Origin of the sequence: Nocardiopsis sp. NPDC057823, from assembly GCF_042797335.1 — a bacterium.
Lineage (GTDB): Bacteria > Actinomycetota > Actinomycetes > Streptosporangiales > Streptosporangiaceae > Nocardiopsis > Nocardiopsis changdeensis.
Window position 1 is genome coordinate 199,949 of the sequence record NZ_JBHVLR010000012.1, and the last position, 12,355, is coordinate 212,303.

Below are 12,355 nucleotides of genomic sequence, written 5' to 3' on the forward strand. Positions count from 1 at the left end.
TCCTAAACGGACTTTACCCCGCTTATTGTTCCCGGGGTAGATTGGCCCCGTGAACCTCCCACTGGTGCCCTTCGGGAAACCGCGCCCCGAACGCGCGGACGCGGCGCGCAACCGCGAACTCCTCCTGGCCGCGGCGCGCGCGATGATCGCCGAGAACGGCGTGGAGAACGTGACCATGGACGCCCTCGCCGAGCGCGCCGGTGTGGGCAAGGGCACGGTCTTCCGGCGCTTCGGCACACGGGCGGGCATCTTCCGGGCGCTGCTCGACGACAGCGAGTACCGCTTCCAGGAGCGCGTGCTGTCCGGTCCGCCGCCCCTGGGGCCGGGCGCCCCGCCCCGGGAGCGGCTGATCGCCTACGGACGCCTGCGCATCGGCTTCCTACTGGAGCACCTGGCCGTCGTCCGGGCCGCGGTGGACTACGCGCAGCCCGCCCCGGGCGGTGCGGTGAGCATGACCCTCCCGCACTTCCGCATGCTGCTGGCCGCCCTCCCCGTCCCCCCGCCGCACCTGGACGGCCTCGCGGTGCAGCTCACCGGGGCCCTGGAGGGGCCCCTGACGCTGTTCCTGTCGAGGGACGAGGCCGCTCCGCCGGAGCCGGGCGCCTGCCACCCGCTGGCGGACAGCTGGCAGGCACTCGTCGAACGCCTGCTGGACTGAGGGGGCGCGGCGCCGTGCCGGGGAGGTGATCCCCCGGCACGGCCGAGGACCCGCGGGTCATTCCGAGGGTTCGGGCAGGGGCGGGCACTCGATGGTCGGGTTCACGCCCATGTAGTTCAGGGGGCCGACGAAAACGGTCCCGAGGGTGTAGCCGACGTTGGAGCACGAGGGCTCGTCGCTGAACAGGCCGCGCTGGAACACGGCGATCACACCGATCACCAGCCAGATCACGACGAGTACGGAGATCACGATCTTCGTTCGCATGGGTCCGCCTCCGCAAGGGGGGTCGAGGCTGTACCGTCCTTTGTCTTCAGCAGACCTTTACCCCTGAGATCGGGCGTTTCACCTTCCCGTGATCACGGCCACACGTCGAACCGCCACCGGGTGGGCGCCGGGCCGTCCTCGTCGGTGGGGAACGCGTACACGTCGGAGGGCACCACCGTGTACACCTCGTACGGGGGCGGACCCGCCGTCGGGGCCCCCTCCGGGCCGGTCAGCTCGCCCTCGCCCGGCACCGGGGCCCAGCCGTGGAGTTCGGCGTAGGCGGCCGCCACCCAGGTGAGGCGGTCGCGGTCGCCCACCGGTTCGGCCGCCCCCTCCACGACCGCGTCCATCCCCGCGACCGTGAACGCCAGGCTCACCCGCGGCGCCCCCGCCAGCAGCCGGGACTTGGCGGTGCCCGCACCGGAGGCGAAGAACGGCTGGCCGTCCACCCACACCGCCAGCACCGGCCGGGTGTGCGGGGCCCCGTCCGGGCGCACCGCCGTCAGCCACGCGGCCCCCGCCCCCCGTGACAGCCGGGCCAGCGCCTCCTGCCATTCGGCCGGTCCCCGCCCGGTCAGCGGACGGGCCTGCGGGTTCGGAAAGGTGGACATACCGCTTCCCCCTGGTCGCCTTGCACGAACCGCCCAGGTTAACGGCCCCGGCCGACATTCACCCCGGATTCACGCCGTCTGCGTCCGGGCGCGTCGCGCGCCGACCGCCGTCACGGAGAACACCGCGGCGGCGCCCACCGCGGAGGCGAGCATCACCGTGCTCATGCCCGCCAGGGTCACCGCGCCGCCCCAGCCGGCCAGCGCCGCCACCGCCGAGCCCAGGCCGAACTGGAGGGTCCCCAGCAGCGCCGAGCCGCTCCCGGCCCGGTCGGCGGGCAGGTGGGCCAGCGCCAGCGCCGTGGCGTTGGGCGAGACCAGCCCGGTGAACAGCATCATCACGAACAGGGCCGCGGTCACCGACGGCAGCGACGCCGCGCCGGCGGCGTCCAGCGCGACCAGCGCCCCCACCGACGCGATCGAACCGGCCAGGCCCAGCAGCAGCCGCCGGTGGATCTCCACGTGCCGCACCAGCAGGGCGTTGACCTGGTTGCCCAGGATCATCCCGAGCGTGGTCACCGCGAACACCAGGGCGAACCGCTGGGCGTCGGCGCCCAGCTCGTTGTGGGACACGAACGAGAACGCGGAGATGTAGGTGAACGACATGCCGAAGCCCAGCGCCAGGGTCAGGGTCGGCAGCAGGAACCGCAGGTCGCGCAGCAGCGCGCCGAACACCCGCAGCTGACCGCGCGGGTCCACCGCGGTGCGGTGCTCCCGGGGCAGGCTCTCGGGCAGCGCCCACCAGACCAGGGCGGTGGCGAGCAGGCCGACCGCGCCCAGCGCGCCGAACAGCACCGGCCACGGGCCCAGGAGCAGCAGCTGCCCGCCCAGGATCGGCCCGAGCATGGGGGCCAGGCCCGACAGCAGCACCAGCCGGGAGAAGAACACGGCGGCGGCCTCGCCGTCGAAGACGTCGCTCACGATCGCGCGGGAGACGACCAGCCCCGCGGCCGCCGACAGCCCCTGCAGGAACCGCAGGACGGAGAAGACCTCGACGGTGGGGGAGAAGGCGATGGCGACCGTGGTCGCGGTGAACACGGCGGTGCCGACGAGCAGCGGGAGGCGGCGCCCCCAGCGGTCGCTGAGGGGCCCCACCACCAGCTGGCCCAGGGCCATCCCGGCCATGACCGAGGTCAGGGTGAACTTGACGGCCGACTCGCTGGTGCCCAGGTCGGCGGCGATGTCGGGGAGCGCGGGCAGGTACAGGTCGGTGGCCAGCGGGCCGACGGCGGACAGGGCGCCCAGCACGACGGCGAGCAGCAGGGCGCGGGCCCGGCCCGGAGCGGGGCGGGGCGGCCGGGCCGCCGGGGCCGCCGGGGCGGCCGTGGCGTTCGGCTGCGGCGCGGGGGCCGCGGGCGCCGGGGCCGCGGGAACGGTTGTCGGGGTCGCCGCGTGGCGGCGATCGGGGCGCACGGAGGCAAGGGTCACCGGAGAATCTCCTACCGGGATCGGGACGTTCAGGGGTGCGCGGAACGCGCGGTGCGCCGGCGCCGAGAACCGCCTTCGGGCGGGGCGCCGTGGAGTGACCCCGAAGGGCCGCACTCCCGGCTCCAACAAGGGTCCGGGGCCGGGAAAATCCCGGACGCGCGGGAAGAACCCCGTGATCCGGATTACGGTGGCGCGAACCCCTGCGCGACAGGGGAAAAGGGGCACAGTGGCGACCCCCACGGGCGGAACCGCACCGACCGGAGGCCCGGATCGGGTAAAGGCCGCATCCCGACGACACCGTGTCGGCCCCAGGCGCAGGTCAAGGGCGGGGTGTCGCACGGACGGCCCTTTTCACGGCGGACCGCCTCGTCCGCACGGCGGTTCCCCGTGGGCGGTGCCCTACCCGCCCGCCGCAACCGGGCGCTCGGGGGCACGCCGCCGCGGGGAGGCGGCCCGGGCCGCCGGCGTCGGGGGGTGGGCAGCGGTCCCCGTGGTGCGACCGCTCCGCCGCGGGTCCGGGTATCCGGTGCCAGACGGCCGGGGCACCGGGCGGTTCCGTCGGTGCAACGCGGCGCCTCCGGAGGGCGGGCGTCGGCTCAGGCCGAGGAGAGCTTCTCGACCAGGCGCCCGAGGAGCCTTTCGATGGCAGCCGGGTCGGTCACGGGGATCTCGCCCGCGTCGGCCTGTTCCGCCCAGCTGTGCGCGGCGAAGCGCATCACGCCCATCGCCAGCTGGGTGGCGAGGTCCGCCTGACCGCGGAGGTCGGCCTCGTCCTCGCCGGGGTACTGGGCCCGCAACCGGAGGAGGACGATCTCGCGGACCTCGCCCTCCAGGGCCTGGACGCGGTCCATCTGCCGTGCCATCAGTGTCGGGCTCGAACCGACGGCGCGGATGCGACGCGCCAGCTGGGCCGGGTCGTCGCCCAGTGCGCCCGGGTCCACCCGGATGAGCCGCGCCGCCTCTGACAGCAACGGCCCCGTGGACACGACGAACTCCCTCGCCGCGCGCTCGTCGATCTCCGGCGGCCGAAGGCCGAGGAGCGCGGCGTCCTTCGTCCTGAAGTGGTTGAAGAACGTGCGCTGGCTCACGCCCGCCAGCTCGCAGACCATGTCGACCGTCACCGCGTCGTAGCCGTGTTCCAGGACGAGATCGGTGGCGGCCCGCTCGATGGCCGCGGCCTTCTCCATCGCGTCCCGACGACGCCGAGGCGGTGGGGTCGACATGTTCCGCGGTCCCTTCCCTCACTCGTAACGCAGTGACTCTATCGGGTCCTGCCGTGCCGCACGGCGGGCGGGGAGAACGCCGGAGACGAACGCGATCAGCATGACCACGAGGACCACGGAGACGACGGTCGCCGGCTGGAACAGCAGGATCTGCAACCCCGGAAGAGCCGACAGCACCGTGCCTGCGGCGGACGCGGCGATCACCGAGCCCAGGCCGACCGCGACGAGGGCCCCGAGCGCCGCACCCAGGAAGCCGATCACGACGGCCTCAAGGCTGAACAGGCCGAAGACCCGCCTGTTCGACATCCCCAGAGCCTTCATGAGCCCGATCTCCCGTGTCCGCTCCTGGACGCTCATGAGCAGGGTGTTCACGATGCCGAACGACGCTGCGACGAGTGCGACCACCGCGAAGGCGCTCAGTACCCCGATGATGCCGTTGATGACCGTCTGCACCACACCCAGCTGGTCCTCGATCGTCTGACCCGCCAGGTCGGCGTCGGCGAGTTCGTCCTTCACGCGTTCGAGTTCTGCCGTGTCGACGGTGCCCCCCTCGCCGGGCTCCACCTGCACCACGGCGAGCGGCCACGCCTCCGGGCTGCCGGGCGCGGCCTGGGCGTCGGAGACCGTCTCGGTGAGAGCGGAGTTCGCGCCGGCCCCGGCGGCGAACAGGCTCTCCCGGGCCACGCCCACCACGGTCGCCTCGATCTCCTGCGGCCCCTGCGCGGCGTCGCTGTAGCCGAGGGCCACGACCCGGCCCACGGCGTGCTCCGCATCCGAGAACCCGAGGGCTTCGACGTAGTCCTCCGGTAGCACGATCTCGCTCCGTGAGCCGTCCTGGTCCAGCTGCCGACCGGCCACCAGGTCGCTGCGGCCGATGGAGGAGGTGGGGTTGACGTCCAGGTCGTACCGGGTGCCGTCGCCGACGCCCCGGGCGGTGATCCATTCGACCGAGACCTGGTCGATCGGCTGGACCCGCCGCACACCCGCGATGCCTTCCATCGCTTCGATGTCGTCGGCGTTCAGAAGGGTGCCGGTGGTGAGCGGTGCGGTCTCCCCCGACCGCTGCCGGCCGTCGGGGTCCCATTCCCGGGGGCCTTCTTCCGGGCCGGTCGCCGCGGCGGGGCTCACGAGCAGGATGTCCCCCGCGCTCAGTGTCGCGACCTGGCGTTCGACGTAGTCGTTGACGCCGGCTCCGAGGGCCGTGGTGAGTGTCAGGGTGAAGGCGCCCACGAACAGGCTCAGGACGGTGAGCAGGGTCCGGAGCCTGCTGCGGAAGGCGTTGCGCGCCGCCATGCGGATGACATCGGAGGTCTTCACGCCGCCTCCACCCGCTCGACGATGCGCCCGTCGGCGATCGTGATGGAGCCGTCGCAGCGGGCGGCGAGGTCCGGATCGTGGGTGACCACCACGAGAGTCAGGCCACGGTCGCGCTGTAGCCCGAAGAGGATGTCCTCCACCTGTGCGCCCGTGGCGGTGTCCAGGTTCCCGGTGGGCTCGTCGGCGAAGATCACGGACGGTTCGTTGACGAGTGCCCTGGCGATGACCACCCGCTGCTTCTGGCCGCCGGAGAGTTCGTTGGCGCGGTTTCCGGCCTTGTCGGCGAGACCGAGCTCCTCCAGGACGGCCGTGGTCCGCTCCCGACGCTCCTTCGGGGGCACCCCGGCGATGACGAGGGGCAGGCTCACGTTCTCCTGGACCGTCTGCCCCGCGGTGAGGAAGAACTGCTGGAAGACGAAGCCGAAGGTCCTGTTGCGGATCAGGTCGAGTTCGTCCGCGCGAAGGGACGAGGCGGATCGGCCGGAGACCTCCACGTCGCCGGCCGTCGGGCGGTCGAGCAGGGCGAGGAGGTGCATCAGCGTCGACTTCCCCGATCCGGATCTCCCGACGATCGCCAGTGAACGCCCCTGTGCGACCTCCACGTCGACCCCGTGCAGTGCGGTGAAGGCGGCCCCTCCCTTCCCGTAGGTGCGCATCACCCCGGCGGCCCTGAGGGCCGCCGGACCTCCCGTGCTTCCCGTGGTCCTCATCACGGACTCCTTTCCATGTCAATGTGCAGCAACTGTATCTTAAGTAACAGTAGCTGCAAATTCAATCGGGTCGTCCGTGACGGCCGCCACCGGGGCCCTCCCTCCGGACCGCCCGGGACGCGGCCGACGCCCGGCGACCCGGACCCCGCCCCCGGATCCGGACGACACCGTGTCGGGGGAAAGGGCCGGTCAAGAGGCGTGGCGTCGCACGAAACACGGTTTTCACGGCAGGCCGTCTTGTCCCCCCGGCCGCGGCCGGGATAGGAAGCAGAGAGCCCCCAGGAAGGACCCCCGTGTACGCACCCCCATCCGCCCGCCGCCGCAGCGCCCTGACGGCCGTGGCCGCAGCGGTCGCCGCCGGCGTGCTCGCCGCCCCCGCCCCGGCCCTGGCCGACCCCGCCCTGCGCGAGCACGGCAACGGGCCCGAACGCAACGACGTCGCGGCCGTCCCGCTCCAGGACCCCGCCCGGACCCTCACCGCCCCCGCCCCGCCGCAGGTGCCCGGGGTGGACCCCGACACCCCCTACCCGCGCCAGAGCGAACTGCCGGTCCACCCCGAGGACCCCGGCGACCACTCCGTCAAACTGGGCCTGACCCCGTACCACGACCTCGCCCCGGCCCTCAACGAGCTGATGGACGACTCCGACCGGGTCAGCGCCGAGATCATCGGCACCAGCACCCGCGGCCGGGACCTGTACCTGGTCACCCTCACCGAGCCGGAGAACCGGGCCCGCGCCGACCAGCAGCGGCGGATGCGCGAGCTCATCGCCGACGACCCCGCCCGGGCCGCCCGCGACCGCACCCTGCCCGACCGGTACAAGACCCCGGTGCTCGTCAACGCCAACATCCACGGCAACGAGTGGGAGGGCACCGACGCCTCGCTGCGCGTCATCGAGGAGCTGGCCCACAGCGAGGAGCCCGCCACCGAGGAGCTGCTGGAGGGCGCGCGGCTGTACTTCGTGCTCACCGCCAACCCCGACGGGCGGGTCGCCGGGATCCGGGCCAACGCGGCCGGGTTCGACCTCAACCGGGACTTCGTGACGGTGTCCCAGCCGGAGACCGCGGCGGTGCGCCAGGTCATGATCGACACCCAGCCGCTGGTCATGGTCGACCAGCACGGGTACGTGAACGGCACCCTCATCGAGCCGTGCACGCCCCCGCACGGCCAGAACTACGAGTACGACCTGTTCATCAAGAACACCTACGCCAACGCCCTGGCCATGGAGGAGGCGATCCTGGAGCTGGGCTACACGCCCGAGGACGACGGGGTGCGGCCGCCGCAGATCCCGTTCCGGGACAGTGCCGACGGCTGGGACGACTGGCCGCCGATCTTCACGCCCATGTACGCGCCCTACCAGGGCGCGGTCGCCTCGGCCACGGTCGAGTTCCCGATGCGGGTCAACAACGCCGACTACAGGGACCTGCCGGAGGAGGAGCTGCGGCGGCGCTCGTCCATCAACACCGACATCTCCGCCGCCACCATCGAGGCGACCATCGAGTTCGCCCGGGAGAACCGGGAGGAGCTGATCGCCGACCAGATCGAGGTGTTCCGCCGCGGCGCGGCCGGCGAGGAGCAGGTGGTCCCGCCCCAGGGGTGGGTGCCCGGGTTCGGCCCCGAGGACGTGTACACCACCGAGTTCCCGCAGGCCTACGTGCTCCCGGGACGGGACCGCGCCACCGCGCGGCTGGTCGACTTCCTCATCGCCAACGACGTGCGGGTGGACCGCGCGGAGGAGGGGTTCACCGCCGGGGGGAGCACCTACCCGGCGGGGTCCTACGTGGTCGACATGCACCAGCCCAAACGCGGCATGGCCAACGTGCTGCTGGAGGCGGGCCGCGACATCAGCGGCGACGTGGAGGCGATGTACGACATCTCCGGATGGAGCCACGGCCTGCTGTGGGGCGCCCGGGTCGACCCCGTCCAGGAGGCGGTGGCGGCGCCGACCGGGCCGGTGGCCGCGGCCGCGCCCACCGGCCGGGTGGAGGAGCCCGGCGCGGCCGGGTGGCGGCTGGAGGTGGCCGACGGCTCCGACGCCGCGGCCCTCAACGGCCTGCTCGCGGCCGGGGCCGCGGTGACCTGGGACGGGGGCGGCGCGGTGGTCGCACCGGAGGCGGCCGGGGCGGTCGCCGAGGCCGCCGACCGGCACGGGGCGGTGTTCGCGGCCGCCGACGAGCCGGGCGGGGCCGCCCTGGAACCGGTGACCGTGGCGGTGGCGGGCGCCGCCGACGAGGTGTTCACGCTCCAGGCGCTCGGCTTCGACCTGGTGCCGGTGTCCACCGCGGTGCTCAACGGCGGGTTCGACTGGTCGGACGTGGACGTGCTGTACGCGGGCTCGGGCCTGGTGTACGCCGACCTGGACGCCGGCGCCCGGGCGGCCCTGGACGGGTTCCTCGCCGGAGGCGGGGGCCTGGTCGGTCGCGGCGCGACGGGCGCCCGGCTCAACGACCAGGCGGGGCTGCTGGACGTGACCCGCGCCGCGGGCCGTTCCGACGCCAACGGCGTGGTGGCCGCGGAGGCGGGCGAGGGCGTGCTCACCGGCACGGGCGGGCACACGTTCGTGTACTCGCCGGGCTGGTTCACCGACCTCGGCGCCGGGGTCTCGGTGGAGCAGACCTACGCCGACGACCCGCTGGTGGCGGGGCACTGGCGGGCCGACGCGAACGGCGCCGGCGGCCCGGACGCGGCCGCCGGGCGGGCCGCGGTCGTCAGCGGCACGGCGGACGGCGCCGCGGTGGTGCTCTTCGGCACCGAGCCGATGTTCCGCCACCACCCCAAGGGCCTCTTCGCCCAGGTGGCCCAGGCCCTGTACTGGACGGCCTCGGCCCCGTCGGCCTGACCCGCACCCCACCGTCCGCCCCGGGAACCCCCGGGGCGGACGGTGCGGCGGTGATAGGGCAGAGGCGTCCGTGGATCAGCGCGAGGCATTGCCGTGAGGACCGTCTCCCGGCCCTGGAGGTCATCGGAGACGAGCCCATGGTCGAGCACGTTCGAAAAAGCCGAGACGGCGCCCAGGGCCTGTTGGACCCTACTTCTGCCCCGCGCGATCGCGTGCTCTCCTGGATCATGCGCGGCATCGGGCATCCGAAACCGATCGATTCCGAATTCTGTTCGGATGGGCGTTGCGCGGGGTCTGCTCTGAAAAACCGAGTCGACCCCGCCGGGTGGTCTGGAGAAATGCTGGGAGGGTCGGGCCGCCCTGGGGTGGTATATGAATAGGCGTTTTCCTGGCCTTGGAGATCCTTCAATGAATCTTTGGAGGGGATTGCCGGTTTTTCTTCTTCGGATGGAGGATCCTTGAATGAGGATTGAGCGGTCGGTGGAGAGTCGATTCCGCCGTCTTTCGGTAAGGGGCGTCCATGTACGAGCAACCCCCCGGCGAGCCACAGCAACCGTGGCGGCGACCCCCGCCGTCCCAGGGGAACTGGCCCTGGGTCCTGCTCGGCTGTGGGATCGCCGCTCTGCTGGTCCTCATCCTGATGGTCGCTTGCACGGCCTCGTTCTTCGGTACCGTCCTGAGTCCCTCGGGGAGCGGCGAGGGCGGGGCCGGGACCTCCGAGGACACCTCGGGAGGTCCTGATGCCCCCGGCGATGGTGACGGTGGTACCAGTGCCGAAGGCGAGAGTCAGGACATAGGCATCGGGGAGCCCGGGGTCATGGCCGACTGGCGCATCACCGTCGATTCGGTGGAGACCTCTCCCACCTACGGTGACGGGTACTCCCTGGAGGAAGCCCAAGGAGAGTTCCACCTCGTCGGCCTGATCGTCGAGAACATCGGGCGCGAGGTCGGTCACTTCTCCGAGGAGGATCTGACCCTGATCGATGCGGAAGGCAACAGACACGAGGCCGACACTTCGATCCTCGCCGACGATGCCCTGTCTTCGGAGCAGGTGAACCCCGGGAACCGGGTGACGGGCACGGTCGCCTTCGACCTTCCCGAGGGGGCGCAGTCCACTGTTCTGGAGGTCTCCGGGGCCGGCGCCCCGCTGGAAATCCTGTTGGACTAGGGTTGTCGTCTCGGGAGGAGTGAAGACCCGCAGGTCTTTTTCCGAGGAATCCGTCCAGGGGTGGGCGAGTCGGTTTTTCGGGAAAGTCGTCGCCCTTTGCGGTTGAGAGAATGCGGTCTGTTGTGGTTGTTCCTGTGGATGAGATATTCACAGGAATTTCCGCTGATCTGTGATCTCCTTCGGTGGTTTTTGGGGCTTTTATTCCATTTTTCGGCTGTCGCTGGGCGATCCTTGTGTGAAGGCTGGAGGAATCGATGGCCGGTCGATCCCTTCGTTCTCGAAGGAGCACGCCCATGTACGAGCAACCACCGAGCGGAGCGCAGCCGCCGAGCGGGCCACAGCCACCCTGGCAGCAGGGACCGCCCCCTCCGCGAAAGAAGAAGTGGCCCTGGGTGCTGCTCGGTTGCGGGATCGCGGCCCTGCTGGTCATCATTCTGGCGGTCGCGTGCACGGGGGCGTTCTTCTCCGCGTTCACGGGGCCTGCGGAGGACACGTCCGGCGACGGGGCCCAGGAGACCTCTGTCGGTCTCGGGGAGCCCGCCGACCTGGGGCAGTGGCGCGTCACGATCGAATCGATCGAAACGGCGTCGAGCTACGAAGAGACGAGCCCTCAGGGCGAGTTCAAACTCGTGGCGCTGACCGTCGAGAACATCGGCACCGAGTCGACGACCTTCGACAGCAGCGCGTTGTCCCTCATCGACGCCGACGGCAACACGCACTCGGCGTCGACCACGGGGAGTGAGGACTCCCTGTTCCTGGAGCAGATCAATCCCGGGAACCAGAAGTCCGGGACCGCTGTCTTCGACGTTCCCGAGGGGACCGAGATCACGGCCGTCGAGATCCAGGACGCGTTCTCCATGGAGGAGCCCGTCACGGTCCAGGTCGACTGAATCGGCCGGTGTTCTCCACAAAGGCTTCGGAGGGCGCCGATCAGGGGCCGCCCCGGGTGACCGGGCGGCCCCTGGAGACGTTCCGGCCGGGGTCGACCTGTAGTGCGGATCGCGGTGGTGTCGGGCGCCTGCCCCGGATTCCTCGCCCCCATTCCGGATTCGGTACCGCCGGCTCCAACGGCCGCTTTCCGGGGAGGCCGGCCTGGACCGCACCGGCGGCTCGGCCGCCATGCCGAAGCACACGGGGGCCGACGATGAGGCCTCATCCGCTCTCACCGTCTCTGGAGGGGAGAGCGTGGGGTTGGTTCGACTATCAGCTAGCGATCTATTGTCTACAATTTCGGGGACCGGTCGTCCAGAGCGAGGAGCCCCCCGTGCAGACCTCTTCACCACCGTCCGGGGCGGTGGACGCCCACCAGCACTTCTGGCCCGCGGGGGTGCGCCCGAGGGATCCGCGGACGGCGGTGCTCGACCGCGCGTTCGCCCCTGCCGACCTGGAACGCGAACTGGCCGGCGGGATCGCGCGCACGGTGCTGGTGCAGTGCGCGGCCGGGCCCGCGGAGAACGACCGGCTGGCCGCGTACGCGGCGGCCTTCGCGCCGGTCGGGGCCGTGGTGGCCTGGCTGCCGCTGGACGACGCCGGCGTTGCGGAGCGGGAGCTGGCGCGGGTGCGCGCCCTGACGCCGCTGGTCCGGGGCCTGCGGGCGGCCGTCCCGCCGGGCACCCGCGCCGACGGGGAGCTGCTGCGGGTGATGGCGGCGGCGGGGGAGGCCGGGCTGGTGTGGGAGATCGTCGTGACCGGCGAGTCCCACGTGCGGCTGGTGGAGGAGGTGGCCGCGGCCCACCCCTCCCTGGGCATCGTGGTGGACCACCTGGCCACGCCGCCGCTGGGCCGCCCCGACACCGGGGCGTGGGGGGAGTGGATCGCCCGTCTGGCGGCTCTGCCCTCGGTCGCGGTGAAGGTCTCCGTCGGGGGCGACGTGCTGACCGGGTGGGACTGGGACGCCGGTGCCCTGGCCCCCTACGTCGGGCGGGCGCTGGAGGCCTTCGGTCCGGAACGGGCGATGCTGGCCGGGAACTGGCCGGTCGTCCGCCTCGCGGCCGACCACGCCACCGCCTGGGGCTCGCTGCGCGCGGCCGTCGCCGCCGCGACCTCGGCGGCCGGGCTCGCCCGGGTGGAGGGCGGCACCGCGCGCCACTGGTACGGGATCCCCGGGTAGGCGCGCCGCGGCGGGAGGGCCCGGGCCCTCCC

General features: G+C 72.3%; 11 protein-coding genes. 5 read left to right on the forward strand and 6 right to left on the reverse strand.

Translation table 11 applies throughout. The features are described from left to right. Positions 1–49: 49 nt before the first annotated feature. On the forward strand, positions 50–658 hold the full coding sequence (locus ACFVNO_RS20300) for a TetR/AcrR family transcriptional regulator (protein ID WP_378894654.1): 609 nt from the start codon (positions 50–52) through the stop codon (positions 656–658). A 57-nt stretch (positions 659–715) separates the two neighbouring features. Here ACFVNO_RS20300 and ACFVNO_RS20305 read toward each other — a convergent pair whose 3' ends face one another. The 6 genes from ACFVNO_RS20305 to ACFVNO_RS20330 form a co-directional block, all read right to left on the reverse strand. Continuing rightward, positions 716–922 carry a hypothetical protein gene (locus tag ACFVNO_RS20305; RefSeq protein ID WP_378894657.1) on the reverse strand — a complete coding sequence of 69 codons (207 nt, stop codon included), beginning with the start codon at positions 920–922 and terminating at the stop codon, positions 716–718. A 92-nt stretch (positions 923–1,014) separates the two neighbouring features. Next, positions 1,015–1,533: a pyridoxamine 5'-phosphate oxidase family protein gene (locus tag ACFVNO_RS20310; RefSeq protein WP_378894660.1), complete on the reverse strand. Its 519-nt coding sequence runs from the start codon at positions 1,531–1,533 to the stop codon at positions 1,015–1,017. A gap of 69 nt (positions 1,534–1,602) precedes the next feature. Further along, the gene (locus ACFVNO_RS20315; RefSeq protein ID WP_378894663.1) at positions 1,603–2,958 is read right to left on the reverse strand and encodes a multidrug effflux MFS transporter; all 1,356 of its coding nucleotides are present in this window, start codon (positions 2,956–2,958) and stop codon (positions 1,603–1,605) included. Between the two features lie 596 nt (positions 2,959–3,554). After that, positions 3,555–4,181 carry a TetR/AcrR family transcriptional regulator gene (locus ACFVNO_RS20320; RefSeq protein WP_378894666.1) on the reverse strand — a complete coding sequence of 209 codons (627 nt, stop codon included), beginning with the start codon at positions 4,179–4,181 and terminating at the stop codon, positions 3,555–3,557. 18 nt (positions 4,182–4,199) lie between these two features. Then, entirely contained in the window at positions 4,200–5,498 is a 1,299-nt protein-coding gene (locus tag ACFVNO_RS20325) for an ABC transporter permease (RefSeq protein WP_378894669.1), read from the reverse strand. Next, complete coding sequence (locus ACFVNO_RS20330; RefSeq protein ID WP_378894672.1) at positions 5,495–6,208, reverse strand: ABC transporter ATP-binding protein; 714 nt, start codon at positions 6,206–6,208, stop codon at positions 5,495–5,497. The genes ACFVNO_RS20325 and ACFVNO_RS20330 overlap by 4 nt, the downstream gene beginning before the upstream one ends. A gap of 293 nt (positions 6,209–6,501) precedes the next feature. Between ACFVNO_RS20330 and ACFVNO_RS20335 the strand changes: the two genes are divergently transcribed. The 4 genes from ACFVNO_RS20335 (at position 6,502) to ACFVNO_RS20350 (ending at position 12,323) form a co-directional block, all read left to right on the forward strand. Further along, the gene (locus ACFVNO_RS20335; protein WP_378894675.1) at positions 6,502–9,045 is read left to right on the forward strand and encodes a M14 family zinc carboxypeptidase; all 2,544 of its coding nucleotides are present in this window, start codon (positions 6,502–6,504) and stop codon (positions 9,043–9,045) included. 520 nt (positions 9,046–9,565) lie between these two features. Next, the gene (locus ACFVNO_RS20340; RefSeq protein ID WP_378894678.1) at positions 9,566–10,213 is read left to right on the forward strand and encodes a DUF4352 domain-containing protein; all 648 of its coding nucleotides are present in this window, start codon (positions 9,566–9,568) and stop codon (positions 10,211–10,213) included. A gap of 392 nt (positions 10,214–10,605) precedes the next feature. Then, positions 10,606–11,103, forward strand: a complete 498-nt coding sequence (locus ACFVNO_RS20345) for a DUF4352 domain-containing protein (protein WP_378894681.1) — start codon at positions 10,606–10,608, stop codon at positions 11,101–11,103. 374 nt (positions 11,104–11,477) lie between these two features. Beyond that, entirely contained in the window at positions 11,478–12,323 is an 846-nt protein-coding gene (locus ACFVNO_RS20350) for an amidohydrolase family protein (RefSeq protein WP_378894684.1), read from the forward strand. Positions 12,324–12,355 lie beyond the last annotated feature (32 nt).